Below are 21,580 nucleotides of genomic sequence, written 5' to 3'. Positions count from 1 at the left end.
ACTCCGTTATGTGTCATCCCGTTATCGTAGCGGAGAGAGCACGGATGCGGAAACCATGGATCTGGCGATTGGGGCTCGATCGTCGCAATCGGCTAAGGCTGCGGATGCGGTATTCCGAATCAGCGTGGGGGTCCAATTAGCGGGGGGTGGCAGTGGGACCATGCACGGCGGGCGGATGATGCTAAGATAGCCCGCATCAACAAAAACAGTGAACTTCCGCGCCCTGCGAGCCCCAATTTGGTGCCAATGGGGGCGAGAGTGATAATTCAACGTGATTACGCAAGCGTGGGAAAAGGATAATGGCAAACGACGCAATCAGCGGTGACGAAAAGCGAGACACATTGGCAGGCACAGGAGGATCGGTGTCCGATAACGTAAAGAAACACAGCAAGTCCAACTCGATTTTGTTGGTCCCTTATCCCAAATTCATCTTCATGTACCCCACGCTGATCGTGGCGACACTTGCTGCGATCGTGATGTATTTTGGGGGTTACCACACCGTGGACCCCGATACGCAGACGCTGCCAGTCGTGATGACCGGACTGTTTTTGGTCGTGATGATGGCAAATATGTTTGTGATCGTCTTCGATTTCCCGCGGGCCACCTCGCTGACGTTGGTTTTCGTCTTGGCCACAATCGCGATGGGCGTGTGGATGTTGACCTTGCTGAAACCTGATCTGTTGCCCGCGATCGGGCACTTGTTCTCGGGGCTGCGGCCGGCGGCCAATACGACCTTCTTCGTCTGCACGTCGCTCGCGATGATGTTAATGTACATCGCGGTCTTTGTCAGCGTGCGGTTTGATTACTGGGAACTTCGCAACAACGAACTGTTGCATCATCACGGTTTTCTGAGTGACTTGAAACGCTATCCTGCTCCGAATCTGCGAGTCGACAAAGAGATCAATGACGTGTTCGAATTCCTGTTGCTCGGTGCCGGCCGCTTGATCCTACACCCGACGACCGAGAAACGAGCGATCGTGTTAGACAACATTTTGTTCGTGGGAAAAAAAGAACGTGAATTGACTCGCGTGCTCGGTTCAATCAAAGTGCAAATCGGCAGCGACTCGTCCGGATCGAACTAGCAAACGCCTTCCCATCTACCTTTCGAAGCTGCGTCTTTCGAGTAGAGCGGGTCCCGCGCTGACGCTGTTTAGAGGTTGTGCCACGTTCGTTTTGCCGGCGAATTAAACCCGAAGTGTCAGCGACGGACCGAAACAAGGTCAAGATTCCCTCGCTCACGTTTTTGAAGTTGCACTATTGTCGTTTTTCCCGGAAAATCACAACCCGACGCGTCAGTTTTGAAGTTGCGCGGTTAGACGTTCTTCGGGCCAACGGCCCGGCCATTTGCCAGCCGCTCTATATATCTTCGAGTAAACGGCCGGACCGTTGGCCCTACAATTCATTGGTTTTCTTGGTCCCAGCCCGTTGGGCTGGGCTAGGTAAACGTCCGGGGCTTTGCCCCTAAATACAATAGCGCAACTCCAAAACGCGTCAGCGAGGGACCGAGTCAAGATAAAAATTCCCTCGCTTACGCTTCGGGTTATGGAAAAACAGCAACTTCCAAACTGACGCTTTGGGTTGTGAAAAACGTGCAACTTCGAGACTCCCGCCCCAACATTCCCACCGGTTCCCCAACCTTCCCCCATGTTTATCAAACGCTTTTGCGCTGGTTTTTTGGCGTCCTTGGTCATGCTGCCGGTTGCCTCGGCAGCCAACTGGACTCTCGTGCCAGAGCGTTGTAACGACGTCGATATCCAACAACGCGACCAAGTGATTGAGATCCAAACGACGGGAAGCGATCCGTTTATCGTCGGTCAATTGAACGACCTCGGTGCCGAAGACTCGGTGCTTCAGTTCGATTACTTCTGCGTCTCGGGCATTGAACAGGTCGAGCTGTTTTTAGGACGCCCCCGTTACGGCGACACCCCACTGAGTCTGCCCGCGATTCCCGTGGCGGAAACGTGGCAAACCTATAGTGCACCTGTGCAGTTTGATCCGCTGCGACAGGGTGATCCGGCAGATAAAATTTTGCGGATCGATCTGGGACGAAAACCGGGCGTTCGAATCCAACTTCGCAACGTCCACATCCGAGCAAAAACGCCACAAGAGAAACAGCGAGAGGCAAAACAGCAGCAATTACGGCAGCAAAAAATCGTCAAGGCCGAGCGGATTCAAAACTACCTTTCACAGTCGTTTCCCACTCGAATTGACTCCGTGGTCGTTGACCAAGACAACGTCACGATTTCATCGTCATCCTTGCCCGACACGCTCACGGCGTCGGAGTTGCGACTCATCGAGTGCCCGCCGTGGCAGTCGATCGGCCATTCCATCGATCCCACCCGAGTCGACGTGGCGATTCGTCTTCACGGCCGACATGTAACCGTGGTCATGCCGCGGTTTGACGGGCAACGAGATCGATTGCAAAGCGGTTGGCGGCTAGCCAGGTCGGTCTCGGGTTCATTGTCTTACCTGACCGCTCGGACGTTCGCCACCGAGATCGATGTAATCGGCGACAACCATTCGCCGCAGCGCCCGCTGCCTGCGAATCAGAAAGGATTGGGCGGCATTGATCTGCATGGGCCCATCGATGAGCTCCGAGAACTTGGGGTCACCGCGATCACCGTCAATATTGCGATCACAACGTTCGTAAAAGATTCACCTGGTCAAGGTCGAATCAAAATTCCAACCTCGGGTGAACCGGTTTATTTCGACACCCTGACGCTATCGCACTATGACCGTGTGATGAACTGGGCTCGGGAAAACAACGTGGTCGTTTCGGCCATCATCCTGATTCCGACACCGCGTGCTGGCGAAGACGCCTCACCGCTGGTCCATCCCGAACATGACGGCGGCATCTATACGATGCCCGATTTGACCACGCCTCGTGGAACCGATATCTACTCGTTTGTGATAAGCGAAATCGCACGGCGATACAGCAATACCGAAGCCGCTCCCGGTGGCATCACCAATTGGATCGCGCACAACGAAATCGACTTCCACACGGTGTGGACCAACATGGGGCTGCAACCTCGAGCGATCGTGACCGAGTCCTACTATCGGTCGATGCGGATCATTCACAACGCGGCTCGCCAACACAATCCACACGCGCGTGTGTTCGCGTCCCTGACGCATCATTTTAACGTCCCCGAGGATAACCAGTGGCGGCAACTGTCCGGTCGTGAAGTGATCGAGTCGCTGCAGCGTTATTCCACGATGGAAGGCGACTTTGCTTGGGGTGTGGCCTATCATCCCTATCCTCAAAATCTGTTCGCCTCGCTGCCATGGAACGATACTCGTATCAGCGACGACTTTGATACGCCGCTGATTACGATCCAGAATTTGCAGGTGTTTGGCCGTTTTATGCAGCAAGAATCGATGCGTGATTCCGCTGGCCGAATACGTCCGGTGCTGTTCAGCGAGCAAGGGTTTCATACCGATTCGTACGACGCCGATGCTCAGGACCGTCAAGCCGCGTCGCTGCTGTATGCGATGAAAAAGGTTCGTGCGATGCCGATGGTCGAGTCCTTTCATTACCACCGCTGGATCGATCATCCCCGCGAAGGCGGATTGATGTTGGGTTTGAGAACGTTGCCCAGCAAAGCGGAACCGCATGGCAAACGCAAACGCGCGTGGCACGTTTACCAGGCGATTGGCACCGAGCGAGAAGAGCAAGTCAGCAAAGGGCTACCGACGCCGTAACGGCTCGGCTTAGTTAGTCAGTGGAAAATAGTATCCCATCCGATGTGTCAGTTTTGAAGTTGCGATTGCTAGCCACGGATTGGCGGCAGCATGTAGCATTGGGCTGCTGATTCTTAGCGGTTGTCATCGGATATTGGGGGTGAGTTTTTCTTCCGGCCTATAGTGCAGTTACCTCTCCACCGACGAAGGAGACTGCTGAAATAAAATACGGCTTTGCGTAAGCATACTGTCACCTCTCCCAAACGCAGGTTTGGGAGAGGTGACAGGAAAATTTCGCAACCAAAAATTTCAACAAGCCCAAGGTTTTAGCAGTTCAGCGTAAGCCCCAGGAACTTTTGGCCTTACGATTTGCCCAACACATAACATGTCGACCCGATGCCGACCTGCAATGCCTCGGCACTTGCAGCGTCGATGGTCACGTCGCCAGTGGTGGGATCGATTGAAATCGTCGTATACACACTGGTAAAACCATGGTGCGTGCTACAGACAATGTGCTTTTCGGAACCGCCCGTTTCTGAGCTGCCCGTTTCTGAGCCGCTGGGTTGGTCAACGAGAATCGATTTCACGCTCAATTCCCGAGTGCGTTTGACCGCGTTGATTTGCTGCGTTTCACAGCTAATCATCGGCCCGCCGTCAAAGATGTCGACGAACGCGGTTTCACGAAAACCTTCCTTCTTTAGCATCGCCAGCGCGGGGACGGTTTCATCATGCACTTGCCCGATTCCGTCGCGTATCTTGCTGGGAAGCAGATCGAGGTAGATCGGCGAGTCGGGCATTAATTCTTCGATGAACTGTTTTGAAACCGTCGACAGTGCGTCGGCGATGGCAAATTCAATCGGGATGAACTTTCCTGCGATCGCTTCAAAGAAGGGGACCGTGCCGTCCTTGTCCGCTCGTCCTCGCATCTCGGCAATCACTCGATCGGCAAAGCGGTGAGGCCGCATCGCGATCAAGGCGAAACGTGCCATCGACAACCAACGACCAAAGCCATGGCCGCGGTACTTGCCACGCAGAAACAAACTGCCGATTTCAGTCGGACCATCATGGATCCGCGTTAGCAGCAGCGATTGACGTCGTTGGCGAACACCAAGCTGTTCGCTGATGTGTTCGGTTTCCACCAACTGATACGCATAAAACGGTTGATAGCCTCCCGTTTTTGCATAGACCGTCGACGTCCCCGCCAGTTCGCCGGTCTGCTGGTTCACCAAGACCAAAACATAGGGTTCACCGCGTGGTGACGGACCGCTTCGCGAAAAGGCGAACTCGGAATGTTCAATGCGATCAAGCAGTTGATCGCGTTTCAGTTGCAAACTGGTTAACCCGCGTGTCGCCGATTTGACTAGCTCATGAAGTGCATCAAGATCGTCGATGCGAACGGCGCGAAGAACCCACATCGTTTCCGACCTCTTGTGATGACTCGTGGCACATCCGCGTGCGTCGCGGTTCAGCTCTATTTTACTTGGTCTGGCTCGCGAAACAACGCTAACGATTTATCGAGCAGCGTGATCGCAGCGTCGATGTGCTCGGTCGTCGTGATTGCCGGCGCGGGCAAAAAGCGAATACGTGTCGGATCCGCTCCACAGACAAAACCAAGCAAACCAAGGTCGTACATGATTCCCATCAACCGTTTCGCTTGATCAAAGCTGCCATCACCCGGTGTGAAGGCGATCATCATCCCTTCGCCAAACGGCCCCGAGATCAATCCAGGATACTTTTTGACCAACGTGTTCAGGGCGTTTTCAAAGTATTCGTGTCGCTTGATGTTCTGGCCATCCGCTCCGAAACAATTGCTTGCTTCGAGTGCGTCCAGGGTGGCAAGTCCCGTCGCGATCGACGACGAAGCCCCGGTGAACGTTTGGCTCAGAATCGGACCGGTCGGTTTGAATGCTTCGCCATACAGTGTTGCACACACTTGCGTGATCTTGCCAATCGTGACGATGTCAGCGAATCGGTCGAGCCCGTAGTGCTGGAACGCAAACGGTTTGGACGTTCGCGAGAACGATTGGACTTCGTCAAAGATGATCGGAATGCCGGCTTCACGAATCGGAACGCACAAGGCTTCGAAGAAATCGTGGCTGCCCGGATAGTAGCCTCCTTCGCCGGCAATCGGTTCTGCCCAAAACGCAGCGTAACGACCGGGGTGTCGACTGAGCAAACGTTTCAGCTCCGCGACCGCTCGCTTGGTGCTGCCGTCGGGGTCGGCTTGGTCACGAAACGGCAGGTAATCCACTGGCAGTGCCAACGGCAAACCGGCTCGATAGTTAGGTCGATCGGTCAATGCGGCAAGTGCGATCGAGCGACCGGCAAACGCGTTTTCAAACGCAATGATTCGGTTCGCAGGTGCCTTGTGGTGCAGCGCAATCTTCAGTGCATTTTCGTTCGCCATCGCCCCGCTGGTCGACAACAAACAATGATCGAATTTCGCTCCTTCGGCAGTCGCCAATTTTAGCAACCGTTCGCACATTTTCAGGCTCGGTGGATGTTGCTGCAGATTGCCCTGCATCACCGTATCTTCGAGCGCGGCATCAATCGCCGCTTCGACCATTCGCGGGTCACTGTGTCCACAACCATGCACCCCGATGCCGCCGATGAAGTCGAGTTTGACACTGCCGTCAGCCAATTGGACATAGGGTCCGTTGCCTAAACCGGCCGACAGGTACGGCCAAATCGGAGCGCCGCCGCGCGCTTGACCCAATCGCTCGAGCATCGCTTGATAGCCGGGCACCAGCGACTCATCCGCACTGCGAACATTGTCGATCGATTTTGCATGTTCGGCGACCGCTTCGGCGATCAACCGTTTCGCCTCGGCAACGCGAGGATCCGATCGAAGGGCTTCCGCAGCAGTCGCGGACGATTTGGACGTTGGATCAACCACAGCCATTGGCTCCGTTAGGGTTGGATAGTAAGTCTTGGAAGTTAATTTGCCACAACGCTTGATGCGTCAGTTTTTTCGTTGTACCGGTTGCAAACGAGATTGATCCCGTACAGGACACTTACTTGGCGATGCTGTTCGCTAAAAATGTCAAAACGGTGGCTGCCGCGGGTACCAGCGTCGCGGGAACACAGTACTCTTCGCTGCTGTGTAGTTTATCGCCTGTAATCCCCATGGTGTCGATGTTGGGTAGATTCATCGCCGCCAGTTTGCATCCGTCACACGCGCCGCCGGTGTCTTGCCACTCGATCGAGCGACCGATGGCGTTTGCCGCCGTCGCCACTTTGGCCTGCATCGCCACCAACGCATCATTAGAGCATTTTGGGGGCGAATGCAGCATCCCGTTTAGCTCGACTTCGTAACCGTCGCCGCTGAATTGATCGCGAATCGTCTCGAGCATCGACTCGATCTTCTGCATCGCCTGGGTATCCGTGACACGCACATTCAAGTGGACCGAGGCATAATCCGGAACACGGTTCAGCGGTCCCCCGCCCGCGATCTTGCCGACATTCACCAGCACACCGCCGTCAGGATCATGAAGTTCGGCAAGCTTGACGACAATCCGCGACAGATGCACAATCGCATTGCGACCCTGTTCGGGGTTACGACCTGCATGAGCCGAGCGGCCGCGAACGACAAAGGCGAATCCGCCCGATCCTTTCCGAGCCGCGACGAGTTTTCCGTCCGGCAACGTCGGCTCAAAGACCAGTGCGGCATCAAATTCAGGTGCCAACGCTCGCATCAATGGTTCCGAAGCGGTCGAGCCGATCTCTTCATCGGGATTAAGCAGGATCGAAACCCCCAAATCGCCAAACAGCCCGAATCGCAATCCCGCTTCGACGGCCATCGCGATCACCGCGATCCCCCCTTTGGCATCGGCCGTCCCCGGCCCCAGCAAGCGATCGCCTTGACGAACGCAGCGATCGGCGGTGGTCGATCCGACCGCGGGGTAGACGGTGTCGTAGTGGATCATCAGCAAAACGCGTTGCTGAGCATCGGGTTGGTGGTGCCACAGCAGTGCCGGCCCCGTCGAAGGGGCGTACCACTGACCTGCGTCATCCAGTAGCCTCATCGGACCCAGCGGAACTTGGTCAAACGAAACGCCAAAGCTGCGAAAGTCTGCGCAGAGCGTATCGGCCATTTGTTGCAACTGGGGCACATCCATCGACCACGAGTTTTGGTTGCACCAACGCTCGAGCCGATCGACCGAAGCGGATTGTTGCGTGTGCATCCACTGGATTGCAGCTTGAATCGGTTCGGACATCATTTGAATGAGATTAATTTTTGGCCATGACATGGATTGGATTGTCGGCGATTTCAGCGGTCTTGCTGGGCTTCTATGACGTTACCAAAAAGATCGCGGTGCGAAAGAACGCCGTGCCGATCGTTTTGTTGATTAGCGTTTCGGTCGGTGCTGCGATTTGGATGCCGTTTATCTGCTGGTCCTCTTTTTCTCCGACCAGTGTGCCGCATCCGATTCTGAAAGTCGATTCGTTATCGTTTGCCGAGCACGGATTGCTATTAGCCAAGAGCATGTTGGTGGGGGCTTCGTGGACCTTTGCGTTTTTCGCTCTCAAACGGCTGCCGTTATCGATCGCGGCCCCGATTCGTTCGACCAGTCCGTTTTGGACGATCGCGATGGCGTCGCTGTTTCTGCAAGAACGGCCCAGTGGAGTGCAGTGGATCGGCATCATCATCGTGCTTTTGGCATTCTGGGCATTCTCGGCGGTTAGTCTTCGCGAAGGCGTTTCCTTCAAAAGTGATCGCGGCGTCGCGATGATGGTTGTGGCAACGATTCTGGGTGCGTTGAGCTCGATTTATGACAAGTATCTGTTGCAGACGGTTTTGATTGCTCCTTCGACCGTTCAGGCCTGGTTTTCGGTGTACTTAGTCCCCGTAATGGTCCCTATGGCGGTGATCTGGTGGCGAAGTGGGCGAAAAAACAGAGATCAAGAGCTGTCGGTTCACGCTTTATTCGAATGGCGATGGGCGATTCTGGGCATCAGCCCATTGCTGTTAGCCGCCGATATCGTCTACTTCACCGCCTTGGCTGATCCCGATGCGTTAGTTTCAGTGATCTCGGTCGTGCGGCGATGTAGCGTGGTGATTGCGTTTCTGTTCGGGATTCGAGCCCTCGGTGAGGCCAATTTCTGGCCCAAAGCGGCGTGCGTGGTGACCATCCTTTGCGGCGTCGCGCTGCTGGTGTTAGGGGGGTGAAGGCCGGTGTCGTGCTTTTCAGTCGAGCCGAATCCCCGTATCTTATACGGCACTGTATCTTTCTGGGGCTGTGACCGGCGTGATGGTGACAGCTTTGTTTCAAATCAAGTGACGTGAAAAGCGAGTGGCAACCAACGTTGCTTCATGTTGATGAGCGAGATCCTGCTCTATTACAAACGTCCTGACCCAACGACTTGGGTATACCTGTCGTCATTTTTGACGATCGGGTTGTTCTTCGTTTTTCACCGATTTTGGAGCATCCGTAACCTCGATATTTTCCTGCTCATTCTGCTGGCCCCAGGATTGTTGATGGTCCATGAGGGCCGCCGACGTCAATTGCAGGAAATCGAATCGGAAGTCATCACCCATCGCCAAAATGAAAAACCTCCGGCGTCGACGAATTCAGCCAGTGCCGACCCCGATCACGGCTCGGGGCTGAGGAAGACCGGGCTGAGAGAATTGGTGGGCGCCGGCACTCGGAACCCCACTCAACGAACTCGCGATGCGGCGGCGATCTCCAGCAAGCTCGGTTCGAGCGGCGGAGACGTCTTGGTGGCGCTGACACAAGCAGCGGCTGCCGATGATCCCGTTGCCGTGACAGCATCCGAAGAAGCGTCAGTGCGAGCGGAAGCGGCGATCTTGGCCCAGCCCACGGTGCCGCTTGCTGCCGAATCGCCCGAGGTGATATCGGGGGCCGACGGATCACTTGCGGCCGATTCTGACACCGATGCCAAGTCGGATTCCGATGCTGCGGCATCCTCGGAAATTGATCCCGAGGATATTCGCCGGTACGGGTTCATCAGCTTGTTTGTCGTTCAATTCATGCTGCTGATTCGCTTGCTGTTGGATCCCTTGATGGTGCGTCGTCCGCTGTTGGACCCGAACCTTTCGAGTGGCGGTCTGACCTTTATCGGCGTTTCGCTGTTCATCTTTATGATGGCAAACATCGTCGCCAGCACGCCGCGGATCCAAATTGAACAAGGCCCCAAACTAGGGCCAGGTTACGCTTTGATGAACATGTTACCGGCGATTCCAACTCGCCCGGTGACCGACGCCTTGGCCGGTTCTACGATGGGTGACGAGAACGAATTAGATGCGTCGCAAAGTCGGCTGGCCACGATTGCCAAAGTCCTGGCGATCCTCGCTCATGCGGCGATTGTTTCGGGGATCGTGCTGATCGGAAATTGGCATTTCGGTAATATGCGAGCCGGCGTGGGCTGCGCGACGCTGTATTTGTTAATGCCGTATACCGCACAAATGACCGGCCGGGTCGATCATGCGCTGCCGGCGGCCTTGTTGCTGTGGGCGGTTCTATTCTATCGCAAACCGCTCGTCGCAGGCATCTTTCTGGGGCTTGCCGCCGGGCTGGTGTACTACCCGTTTTTCTTGCTGCCGCTATGGATCAGTTTCTATTGGCGACGCGGCGTGTGGCGGTTCACGATCGGGGTCGCTGTGATGCTCGGTCTGCTGATGATGCTGCTGTCGCTTAGCGGAGTCGAATCGCTTGTCGATCATTTGCGGACAATGTTTGGTTTGTTCAAACCCGAAACAAAATCCAATATTTTGGGTGGCATTTGGGGATTGGGCTGGAATCCCATTTGGCGTTTGCCGGTGATCGTGGGATTTGTGATCCTCTGTTCGTTCTTCGCCGCTTGGCCGGCTCAAAAGAATCTTGGAACCCTGATTGGATGTTCGGCTGCCGTGATGGTGGGTGCCCAATTCTGGCACGGTTATGGCGGCGGACTTTACATCGCTTGGTTCCTGCCCCTGTTGTTATTAACCATTTTTCGCCCCAACTTGCAGGACCGTATTGCCTTAAAAGTAGTCTCGGATTCTTCGAGTAAAAAACGACGCCCGGTGGCGTTGGAGGTAGATGCGGCTTGACGGATCTGAACGTGAACTCTGGCCCGCATGCGAACACAGGCCCTAATTCAAATACGAGTCCCGATGCGAATACGAGTGCCCAGCCGAGTCATGCCGGCGAAGCCCTCCACCGCTATCGTGAACACTTAGCCGAAATTCAAAGCGAGCGTGATCACTTAAAAGTTCGCGATCGGACCTACGGCACCATTCGTGTCGTCTTGTTTCTGTTGGCGGTTCTGTTTTGGGTGGTCGGCTATTACGGCGACGTCACCATTGCACAACCGATTGGCTGGGCTGCGTTTATCGGCTTTATCGTTGCGGTGGTTTTGAACGAACCGGTTCGCGATCGAATCGATGCGCTGCGACGTGAACGCTCGGTGTTCCGCCGCTTGGTCGCACGGATCGAGCGTGATTGGGATCGCTTGGCCACCGCCAGCCTATCGCGACAACTTGGCGAAGTCACATTGCCGGCGGGCCAGCGGGATGCGGCGGCCGATTTGGATCTGTTGGGCCGAGCGTCGTTGTTCCATTTGGTTTCGATGACCGCGACCACTCCCGGTATTCGCACGCTTGCGTCATGGTTGACCGGACCGGCGATTTCCAGCGATGCGATCGAGCGAACCAAGGCGATCGAAACCCTGGCACCGCTGCGCGAAGAGCGACTGCGGTTCTACGTGACCGCACGCAAAGTCGCCGAAAGCAGTGGTGATCCCGACCGATTCACCACGTGGGCGACGGGGCCGCGTTGGTTGGAATCACGCAAATGGTTGTCCGGATGGGCCAATCTGTCGGCGATTGTGGCAATTGCGTTTGTGCTCGCGATGCTGCTCGGCTTCCTCGTGCTGGGCTCGGCGACGTGGTTCAAAATTGGACTGTTTGGGTTGCTAGGCGTTGGCATTATTAACGTCACCTTGACCGGCGTTGCACTCGGACCGGCTCATGCGATCTTTTCCATTGCGATGGCCAGCCGTGGTGCGGTGGACGATTATCGCGAGCTTTTTGCCGCCGCCGAGCGACTGCCCACCGACAACGACGCCAACAACACTGAACCGAGTAACACGGCTCACTTGCAAAATATCCGTGATACCTTGGTCGCGGGTCCACGCTCTGCCGCCGCCGGGATGTTGGCGCTACAAAAAGTGGCAGCCGCGGGGGCACTACGGCAATCGGCAGCGACGTTTTTGATTTACTTGCCGCTACAAGCGTTCGCTCTTTGGGATGTCCGAGTGCTGAAACGACTCGAACAGTGGCAACAGGACTACAGTGATGTGGTCGCGGGTTGGTTCGAGTCGCTTGGACAATTTGAATCGTTAATGTCGTTGGCCGCGCTTCGCGACGAGTATCCAAGTTGGACCACGCCCGAGTGGAAGAATGACTCGAGTGATCGCTCGGTTGAAGCGATCGGGATCGGCCATCCGCTGCTGACCGATGAGTCCCGCGTCCGCAATGACGTGACCGTAGGACCACCCGGAACGCTATTGCTGGTGACCGGCAGCAACATGTCGGGCAAAAGCACGATGCTGCGTAGCATCGGGCTAAACGTTGCCTTGGCTGGAACCGGAGCCCCGGTTTGTGCCACGCGGTTTGCATTGCCATCGATCGAATTGGCGACCAGTATTCGCGTTAGTGATAACCTCAGCGAAGGCGTGTCGTTCTACATGGCCGAGCTTCATCGCTTGAAACAGGTGGTCGATCACGCCCGCCGCTTGGCCGAAAAAGAAGACCGAGTGTTGTTGTTTTTGCTCGATGAAATCTTGCAAGGAACCAACAGCCGCGAACGGCAAATCGCAGTGGTTCAAGTATTGCGGCACCTGATTGGTTTCGAAGCGATCGGTGCGATCAGCACACACGACTTGGAACTGGCGGACGAACCCGAGCTCAATTCGATCGCGCACACCGTTCATTTTCGCGAAACCATTACCACCGATGACGATGGCAATGACACGATGACGTTCGATTATCAAATGCGGCAAGGCGTCTCACCCACGACCAACGCCCTGCGACTGTTAGAAATGGTAGGGCTAGGACCGAAAGCCTAATCGCATTGTCGCCCGGCTTTCCAAGCCGAAAGCGTAATCGCGATGTCAGCACTTAGCCATCGGCGTAAGCCTGGACCGCTAAAACTTTGGGCTTGTTGTGATTTTTAGTTGCGCTGATTTTCTGCCACCTCTCCACCAACTTCGTCGGTGGAGAGGTAACTGCAGTTATGTTTTTGCGGGCTTATGCCCGCAGCTAAGTGCTGGCACCGCTCCGCGGTTTAAGCCCGCGAGAGCCCTCGCTGCGTGCCTACACCGTTTCGGCTTCGTTGATCGTGTTGATCAACATTCGCAATCGGCCGAGTGCTCGGCGATTGAAATGGAATACCAATCGCGGCAAATGAGCGAGATCGGGTTCGCCAATCTCGTCCGGCAACGCTGCCGATTGCTCGAACGTGCCGTCGACAAGAATGTCGCTGAACTGCTTGCGGATCATTTGGAGTGACTCGGCGGTCAATTCCTTCTGCAAGCGAAAAACGAGTCGGTCGCGGACGTATCGCATGCTGTGATAGTTGCGATAAAACTGCAACATCTCGTGGATCGCTTCATCTACCGAATTGGTGATCTTGTAAAGATTCACGTCGTCGGGGCTGATCATGCCGTTGTCAAGCAATTGCTTCTCAATGAATACGCCCAAATCACGCCAATAGCTGCCTTCGGGCGAGTCTAACAAGACCAACGGGATCATCGTCTGTTTTCCGGTCTGCATCAACGTCAGCGTTTCAAGCGCTTCATCGAGCGTACCAAAGCCACCGGGACAACAGATCACTCCGCTGCACTCTTTGACAAACATCAACTTGCGAGTGAAGAAGTACTTCATCGTGACAAGTTTGGCGTCGCCTTGGATGTAAGGATTGGCACTTTGTTCGAAGGGCAACATGATGTTCAGCCCCATCGATGCTTCGCGGCCCGCGCCGCGGTGTCCCGCTTCCATGATGCCACCGCCGGCACCCGTGATCACCATCCATCCGTGTGATGCGATCCGGCGACCTAGTTCGACCGCGCTTTCGTATTCGGGATGCCCCGGCTGCGTACGAGCGGAACCAAAAATCGTGACTTTGCGGCGTTTGCGGAATGGACGGAACACCTTAAAGGCGTAGCGTAATTCACGAAGCGTTCGCGACAAGATCTTCAAGTCACCGCGAGCCGTATTGTCCTTCTCGAGCCGATCGATGGTATGACGCATGACTTGCAATATGTCTTGCGTTTCAATCGTCGATATCGGCTCGTCCGCCGGCTGCGGACGTTGCAGTTCATCTTCGCCAATGGCTTCGTCGGGCAGACGTTTATGGTCCATGGGTCCTTCAGTGCTTGTTCTAGGATGCAAATGCTCGAAAGGATGCAGAGTCAGTGCAACGTGTGTCTTTAGTAAATCAAGATTTCGGTATGCCAGTGTAACGTGCTCAGGTCCGCCGAGGGAAGCTCGTTGCTTGAGGCAACGAGCCCCCAGTTCTGCGGCAGGAGAATTAAGCTGCCTTAGCAAGTTTCTCTTCTTCGCTAGCAACTGACAACAACGGTCGAATGCCAAGTGATCTGCCGAGCACGATTGCCATCGGAGCCGCTGCGAAACTTAATAAAGCTCCCATTTTCACCGAATCTTGATCCAATCCTGGGACGGTGAATGCCGCGACGGAGACGAACAAGGCAACCGTGAAACCAATGCCAGCAACCATTCCCAGCGTTACCACGTGGCGATAATCCATCCCGGCTGGCTTTTCGAGTTTCAATCCTTTCTCTGCAAATAACGTCAACAAAGTGATGCCGACCGGTTTGCCCACTAGCAGTCCTGCCAGCACAACCCAGGTTCCCGTACCGAGACTGCTCATCACAACGCCTGCGTTGGCCAAACCGAACAATCCCAACCCAAATTCGACAGGCAATTTCCAGGCGTGTTCAAACTCATTGAGTGTGTCGTGCCGGTTCTGTTCCTCGCGAGCAAAAATGCCGAGGTCGGTGTGGGCATGAGGCAGCAAGGGAATGATCGGGACCAAACCCAAGGCCGGATGAATGTTGGCCTGATAAAAACTAAACCATGACACGATGCCTGGCCCCAGTAGATAGGCCCAGTGAGAATGAACCTTCGATCGTCGCAGTTGCATCGTGAATAACATCGCACCCACGGTCAGTAACAACCATTCAGGACGGATTTCGGCTTGTGGATAAAACACGGCCAGAATAATCAAGCCTGCGGCATCGTCCGCGATCGCCAGTAACAACAAAAACGCGATCGCTGGATGGCTGGCACCAAAGATGAATCGGGCAATCAAGTAGCTAAATGCAATATCGGTCGCACAAGGGATCGCCCAGCCTTTGCCTAGCGAATCATGCGTTCCGGTGAAATAAGTCCCGGCAATATAAACCAGTGCCGGGCCCATAATCCCACCGACAGTGGCAAGCAGCGGAGTCGCTGCCTTTTTGGGATCCGCTAACGATCCGCCGGGCAGCAACGATTCCCACACCTCCTTGGCCGCAATCGCAAAGAACAATGCCATCACGATGTCGTTGACAAAAAAGTGAAGCGTGAAACCATGCGAGTTCGCATGCTCGGCGGCATCATGACCACTGGTGTGAGTGGCGGTAAACAACGATGCCAAATCAAAGTTCACAAACGCTTGATAGCTGGGCGAATGAATGTTGGCCCATACCAGAGCCGACACCGCTCCCACGATCAGTAAAAAAGAATTATCGATCAGTTTGCGAACAAGTCCGCGCTTTTTTGGTTGCCCCGACATCAGAATCACGCTGCCCCAGCTTTGAGTTTGAATTTGGCAGCCGCGTAAAGGACGGGCTGCACGTCATCAAGGGTGGGTCACTCTGCGGAGCGCGACTTCAATTCGCTCAAAAGCTTTCGTGTCAAAAGCGTCTGGTCAGGCTGTCCGTAACGATTACGCGGGTCGAGAGAGTCAGAGTCTAAGAAAAAAGGCTCACAATGTGAGCCTTAACACGATTTGGTGGCACACGAGTTTCGTTTTGGTTTCGAATTTCTCGCCTGCTGAAATTCAGCAGCACTCACTCGTATTGCAATTGAGCGGTCGCCGTCGTGTCGCTCGCTGAAACCAAGCGTACCCAGGCCGCACTAAACGCATCGGGGAACGAATACACCAGCGTTTCACCAGCCGGCACATCAAACGACTTGTAGCGTCGCCAATGACCGTCCCCGGTGATGTCCACTTCGACATGCATCGTGACGGGTTTGTCCGACTGGTGCGTTAGCGACAACGACTTGCGATCGTATCCCTTCATGAGATACGGATCCGATGGCTGCCCGGCCTTGACCGTTGTGTTGAGCCATGGTCCGCCATGACCGACCGGTTTGCCGAACTTCCAAAGATCATCGATCCCGCCAAACCACAACGCCGCATCCTGCTTTTCGTCGGCGAAGACATGACCATCGTTTTCCGCATCCGCGCGGACGCCGGTCAACACGAGCAGTCCGTTCCAGGTACAGAAATCGGCGATCTGTTTTGAGTGGCTCGACACAGGACGCATCAAGTTGAACGCCGGCGGGGCTCCGTTGATCACCAATGGAACCTCATAGAACGTGCCATGGATATTCGCTAACACGCGCTCGGATTCGACTTCGCGGACATCTCGCGGCCATCCCGACGCAAACGGCTTGTCATAAGCCGCGTTTCCTTTGGGAATTCGCAGCCGTTTTCCGCCGTGCTTTAATACTACCGAAGCTTCGTCGACCGTGAATTGCGGTTCGACGTTCAACAAGTCCGCTAGTTTTGCATCGACTTCGTCAGCTTTGAATTCAAATCCAGTTTTGGTGAAATCAAAAAAGCGTTCCTCTGACGCAATCACACGTAGATTTCGATTTCGCTTGGCGGCGTAGACCAACGCACTGCGTGCTTGGTCGTCATCCACGTTGGCAAGTCCAGCAAACAACGCCTGATTTTCGGACTCGTTTCCATCGACAAACTCGGCAGAGGTTTGATGCAGATACGCGGTGGCAACGCAATCACGATTCGTTTTCAGCCGCAACCAAATCGCATCAAAATCCTCTGGCAATTCGTAGGCAACGTATCCCGCAGCAGGAACTTCGATCGATTCGTAATCGACCCAGGTGCCATCACCACGACGGTCCACTTGCAATGCAAAAACGACGGGAGTGGCATCATTGCTGGCGATTCGCTGCTTCACGGGTCGGGTGACGATCGAAGACCGATCGGTTTTGATATTCAGCTCACTCGGTTTGGCCCCAAGCACAAACGCGGTGTGAGGCATCCCAAACGATCCCGGTTGATGCTCGGTTGCATTTTCAGGAATCGTAATTGTGCCCGGTTCAAACGAACGAGCGTAAACAACGTCCTGTAGATTCTTGCCCCAAATGAGCGTCATGTCGGTCATTTTCCAAGCGGGGTCCAAGGTTGGATTACCACGTTGGTCCACAGCGAGAAAAACAGTGACCCTTTGGTCGACGTCAAAAGAATAACCTTTTGCCGCGCGGTGCCAATCGCCCCGGGGGACAGTGACTCGGGGTAGCGAGGCAAGCCGATCGGGCATCGAGCGAATCTCTTGTTGATCACTCGCTCGTAAGGCTTTTTTGCCTTCGATCGGCTTTGTGCGTCCGGTGGCAAGATGCAATACGCGGCGATCAAACCCCGATACCAAGAACGGATCCGACGGTGTGTTTGCCGTGACTTCGTCTTCGATCCAAGGACCGCCAAAACCGCTGGCGGGTCCCCATTCTTTCAGGTCATCGTAGTCGCCAAACCATAGATTCGTTTGTGGTTGTCCCGCTAAATGGTTGCCTTGGATACTGGTTTCATCGGACGCCAATACCAATTTATCGTTCCAAGCACAGAAGTCGGGGATGTACCGCAGATGGCTTCCGATCGGCTTGATGCCGGCTGAGTTTTGACTGGTAAACGTCTTAGGAAAGTCAAAGAACATGCCGTGCATATCCATCATCCAGCGACCGCCGGTGATCTCGCGAATCCGCGGCCACTCGGTGTACCAACCATGGCTGGCGTCGTTACAGAAGGCGGCTTTGGGCAGCAAGTAGGTGTGCCAAGTACCGTCATCGAGCACTTTCAGTCGCACGCTGCGGCGATCCCAGCCCATCGTCCAAATTGGGTCATTCCCGTCGCTTCCGCCGGTGATTCCATTGGGTCCGGTGACCTCGGTGTATTGACGACGCTCGATAATTTTCCAATTTTCGCCGTCATACTCGGCCAAAACCCCACGCTCTTCGCTGTTCTTCGCGGCACCACCAACGACGAGATCATCGTAGGTTCCCGCGTGAAGTTCGCCGTTATTGGAAACAACCAAACGTCCCTGAGAAACATAGGCTCCTTTGCCGTGCCAACCGGGGACTGGTTTTTTGAACAATCGCTTGACAGCCAACGTGTGCACATTGGCCTCCCAAATCGCACCTTCCATGTCGATGTAATAGACCATGTTCGCTGGATCGGTCAGATGCCGCGTGATCGCAGTCACTCGCATCGGCATGTCCGCCGGCGAGATGACGCGTACATTTCCCTCGGCGTCGATCAAGTAGTGAGCGATCAACAATTGATTTGATTCCGCATGGATCATCCGTCCCGCTGGCGTGCCCCCGACACTTTCCGGGTGAACGGTCAGCGATTGAAGATCTTCGCCGATTGAAAACAGCTTGTGTTCGCTGCCGCGAGGTTGATGCGGCGCGTAATTGACCATCCACAATCTGCCAGCCCAGGGGACGATCGCTCCGATCCCACACTCATCATGCCCTGATTTGTAATGGCCTCCGTTTTGGCTGTAGACGCCATACACCGTCAGATGCGGATAAACCCCGCTGATGTGAATGTCATTGCGAACCTTCTCGTCACTGTGGGATAGGCTTTTCGTCTGTCGTTCCGCGTCCTTCACACTCTCAGCTTGTTGGTCAACTTGAGTTTCCCTTTCTGTCTGATCCTCTGAAACCAAAGTCACCGCGTGTGAACCGATGTCACGTCGGTGCTCGCGAAGCTGGTTCGATAGATCTTCGACAACGTTTGCGTTGCTCGGATCGCTTGCCACATTCGTTCGTTCGATCCGATCCTGATCCAAGTCGTACAATTCCGAAAAACGCTCTCCTTCGATTTCTGTTTCGATGTACTTCCAACGTGCATTGCGATCCGCCCACAACGGTTGGCTGCCCCAATGCCATTTGCCAGTCACTCCGGTCTGATAGCCGATTTTTTGCAACGATTGAGCAAAGGTGACCTCCGAATCTTTGATTTGACTTTTCCCGATTTCCGTCACTCCATTGGCGCTTCCGTAGCGACCCGTCAGACACGCGGCACGACTGGGCGAGCAAATCGCCAACGTGACGAAGGCATTTTCCAAACGAGTTCCCGATGCAGTGATGCGGTCGAGATTCGGGGTACGTACTATTCCCGCATCCGATTCGCCCGTCGCATCCCAACGATGATCGTCCGTCAGAATGAAGACACTATTGGGTTTGGGTGTCTCGGCTCGGGCGATCATCGCAGTGAAGGCGAACAAAATGCTGGCGAGCACGACGAGGCGGGAGTGATTCAGACGTCTCATTAAAGAACCGTTTCGTTATCGAAATCGAGGTAGGTGTTTCAGGAAGGATCGCTACCACAACAGAGCGTTCAAGCGGGGAATAAGACATCGTAACTCAATAAAAACGAAAATTGTTAGAATGATGTCTCAATGAGCCGCATTCGGCTCTTTTTGGCTAGCAGCACTCTCGTAGGGTTGATGATCGACGGATGACGGACGATGACAAAGCGAATACTCGGCCCGAGATCGGAGAGCCTCTATCGGATCGGCTGGACACGATGGACGCCTCGAACAGTGCCGCTTTGCAACGAGGACAACTCGCTCGGCAGCGTGAATACACCCAACGTTTCGAGCAACACCGTCGTGTGATCCTGCTGTATCTACGAAGTTTGCTTCCCACACAAAATGACGTGGACGAAGTCTTCCAAGAAACCTGCCTAGTGACATGGCGGGAATTTGACCGCTTCCAGAGCGGAACCAATTTTGCCGCCTGGGCCTGTACGGTGGCATACAACCAAGTGCGTGCCTGGAGAAAACGACAAAGCCGGGAACGTCTCCGTTTCAGTGATGATTTAACGCAACTCGTCTCGGCTGAGTTGATCCAAAACCGCGAACACTATGATCATTACGTCAGTGCGTTGGACAAGTGTATTGAAATGCTGCCTGAGCATCACCGCGGTCTGATCGAAGATCGTTACCGCAACGAAATCCCCTTGGATGTGGTTGCCCAACAAGTAAACCGCTCAAACGCCACCGTTCGCCGCATGATCAACCGAGTCCGCGAAACATTGCGTGATTGTGTTTCGCAGCGAATGCATCGTGACAACGAACGATAAAACAATCGGAAAACCGAAAAAACAATATGACGACATCCGACGAATCCTCTCCGCAGCACTGGGATCGATACTGCGAATTGCGTGACTTAGTGCTCGACGATCTGGCCGAGCAAGCTCAACTTGCCGAGTTGGAAGAATGCCTCATCCGTGATCCGTCGCTAAAGCGTGACTTTGTGGAATCTTTGCAAACTCGATCTGCGATTGCGTATCCCCAAGACGAGTTGAGTGATTTATCGATGCCGTCGCGGACGGAATCCACGCTGCCGCAATGGCGGAGTGTGCCGAAATGGGCATACGTCGGACTCGCCGCCGGAATTCTGTTTTTCCTGACGACCGCATGGCTGTACCTCGATCGCGGTGGCGAAGAGGGTATTGGGATGATTGTGAAAACGGAAAATTGCCAATGGCAGGGATCCACAGTCCCCACCGTAGCAGGCGTTTCATTACATCCCGGGCGGTTGGTGTTGGATCGCGGGATCGCCGAACTGCGAATCGGTTTGGTCGATGTGACGATGGAAGGCCCCGCGGATTTGGAATTGATCAGCACCGATCGATGCTTTGTGCACTCTGGCCGTATCTTTGCCGAAGTCCATCCCGGCGGCGAAGGTTTCGAGGTGCAAACGCCGACTTCGCTATTGATCGATCGCGGCACGGTGTTTGGTGTGAACGTCACCGCCGATGGCAATTCCGATTTGACCGTGGTCAAAGGACGCGTTGACGCGAAACATCTCTCCTCGGGCACCACCGTATCGGTGACGACTCGTGATGCAAAACGATTCACCCGCGTCGGAATTGAAACATTTGCAAGCGAGATGGTGGATGATGGTGTGAATCTCCCGTCACTTGCCTCAGCCGCTGCCGAACAACAAACCGTGCAAATTTCTACCGCCATCGGAAAGGGTCGCGATGGCTATGTGATGGCAGGTGAACAATCCGACGACAAACTGTCTCGCACCGCGTTGCTGGTAAAGGAACCCCCTAATTTCTCGTGGGGCATTCCTTTCCGGCGACGCGGCTACATGCATTTCGACCTTTCGTTTGTTTCCGAGCAAACCGTCCACTCGGCCAAACTGCAGCTGCAAGGTGTTCCAACCGACATCGGTTTTCTGTCACTGATGCCCGATGCGACGTTTGCCGTTTATGGACTGACCGACGAGTCGCTCGAAGACTGGGACGAAACGACTTTGTCGTGGCAATCGTCGCCAGGTGTGCTTTCCGACGACGTGACACTCGACCCGACAAAAACAAAACTGCTGGGGAAATTTGTCGTGCCGCAGTCCGATCCCACGCGAATGTTCAGTATCGATACGTCCGAACTGGGCGAGTTTTTGAATCAGGATACCAACGGCGGTGCCACGCTGATCCTGGTCTCGGAAACCGCCGGAATCCGTGACTGTTACGTGCACGGATTCGCCAGCCGTCGACACCCCGACGCATCCCCGCCAACGCTGCGATTGACTCTAACGAGCCTTTAAAAAGGTGTCGGACACCTTTTTTCG

The 21,580-nt window shown here is 54.7% G+C and carries 13 protein-coding genes; 7 read left to right on the top strand and 6 right to left on the bottom strand.

All coding sequences use genetic code 11. From position 1 onward, the window contains the following. The first annotated feature begins 299 nt into the window (after positions 1-299). A complete protein-coding gene (locus ABD971_RS02000; protein WP_339942338.1) occupies positions 300-1,082 on the top strand; it encodes a hypothetical protein in 783 nt (260 codons plus the stop codon). A gap of 562 nt (positions 1,083-1,644) precedes the next feature. After that, positions 1,645-3,699, top strand: a complete 2,055-nt coding sequence (locus tag ABD971_RS01995; RefSeq protein WP_345318892.1) for a DUF5722 domain-containing protein — start codon at positions 1,645-1,647, stop codon at positions 3,697-3,699. A 341-nt stretch (positions 3,700-4,040) separates the two neighbouring features. Here the strand turns inward: ABD971_RS01995 and ABD971_RS01990 are convergent, their stop codons facing one another. The 3 genes from ABD971_RS01990 to ABD971_RS01980 form a co-directional block, all read right to left on the bottom strand. Next, entirely contained in the window at positions 4,041-5,093 is a 1,053-nt protein-coding gene (locus tag ABD971_RS01990) for an arginine N-succinyltransferase (RefSeq protein WP_345318890.1), read from the bottom strand. A 56-nt stretch (positions 5,094-5,149) separates the two neighbouring features. Then, positions 5,150-6,574, bottom strand: a complete 1,425-nt coding sequence (locus tag ABD971_RS01985; protein WP_345318888.1) for an aminotransferase class III-fold pyridoxal phosphate-dependent enzyme — start codon at positions 6,572-6,574, stop codon at positions 5,150-5,152. 118 nt (positions 6,575-6,692) lie between these two features. Beyond that, positions 6,693-7,898 carry a hydrolase gene (locus tag ABD971_RS01980; protein ID WP_339942334.1) on the bottom strand — a complete coding sequence of 402 codons (1,206 nt, stop codon included), beginning with the start codon at positions 7,896-7,898 and terminating at the stop codon, positions 6,693-6,695. 23 nt (positions 7,899-7,921) lie between these two features. Between ABD971_RS01980 and ABD971_RS01975 the strand changes: the two genes are divergently transcribed. The 3 genes from ABD971_RS01975 to ABD971_RS01965 all read left to right on the top strand — a co-directional run bounded on the left by ABD971_RS01975 (position 7,922) and on the right by ABD971_RS01965 (position 12,750). After that, positions 7,922-8,848 carry an EamA family transporter gene (locus ABD971_RS01975; RefSeq protein ID WP_339942333.1) on the top strand — a complete coding sequence of 309 codons (927 nt, stop codon included), beginning with the start codon at positions 7,922-7,924 and terminating at the stop codon, positions 8,846-8,848. A 150-nt stretch (positions 8,849-8,998) separates the two neighbouring features. Continuing rightward, positions 8,999-10,732: a hypothetical protein gene (locus ABD971_RS01970; protein ID WP_345318885.1), complete on the top strand. Its 1,734-nt coding sequence runs from the start codon at positions 8,999-9,001 to the stop codon at positions 10,730-10,732. Positions 10,733-10,743: 11 nt separating this feature from the next. Then, positions 10,744-12,750 (top strand): MutS family DNA mismatch repair protein, encoded by a 2,007-nt coding sequence (locus ABD971_RS01965; RefSeq protein WP_345318883.1) that lies wholly within the window; start codon positions 10,744-10,746, stop codon positions 12,748-12,750. A 247-nt stretch (positions 12,751-12,997) separates the two neighbouring features. Here ABD971_RS01965 and ABD971_RS01960 read toward each other — a convergent pair whose 3' ends face one another. The 3 genes from ABD971_RS01960 to ABD971_RS01950 all read right to left on the bottom strand — a co-directional run bounded on the left by ABD971_RS01960 (position 12,998) and on the right by ABD971_RS01950 (position 19,266). After that, positions 12,998-14,044, bottom strand: coding sequence for an LOG family protein (locus tag ABD971_RS01960; protein WP_345318881.1), 1,047 nt, complete (start codon positions 14,042-14,044; stop codon positions 12,998-13,000). 169 nt (positions 14,045-14,213) lie between these two features. Then, the gene (locus ABD971_RS01955; protein ID WP_339942329.1) at positions 14,214-15,479 is read right to left on the bottom strand and encodes a Na+/H+ antiporter NhaA; all 1,266 of its coding nucleotides are present in this window, start codon (positions 15,477-15,479) and stop codon (positions 14,214-14,216) included. 277 nt (positions 15,480-15,756) lie between these two features. After that, positions 15,757-19,266, bottom strand: a complete 3,510-nt coding sequence (locus ABD971_RS01950) for a sulfatase-like hydrolase/transferase (RefSeq protein WP_345318878.1) — start codon at positions 19,264-19,266, stop codon at positions 15,757-15,759. 188 nt (positions 19,267-19,454) lie between these two features. Here ABD971_RS01950 and ABD971_RS01945 point away from each other — a divergent pair, with 188 nt between their 5' ends. Both ABD971_RS01945 and ABD971_RS01940 read left to right on the top strand, forming a co-directional pair. Further along, a complete protein-coding gene (locus ABD971_RS01945; protein WP_345318876.1) occupies positions 19,455-20,081 on the top strand; it encodes a sigma-70 family RNA polymerase sigma factor in 627 nt (208 codons plus the stop codon). 26 nt (positions 20,082-20,107) lie between these two features. Beyond that, entirely contained in the window at positions 20,108-21,556 is a 1,449-nt protein-coding gene (locus tag ABD971_RS01940; RefSeq protein WP_345318874.1) for a DNRLRE domain-containing protein, read from the top strand. Positions 21,557-21,580 lie beyond the last annotated feature (24 nt).

The organism is Novipirellula rosea (assembly GCF_039541335.1).
Lineage (GTDB): Bacteria > Planctomycetota > Planctomycetia > Pirellulales > Pirellulaceae > Novipirellula > Novipirellula rosea.
The sequence above is the reverse complement of the archived record's forward strand: the minus strand, read 5'-3'. Positions and strand labels throughout refer to the sequence as shown.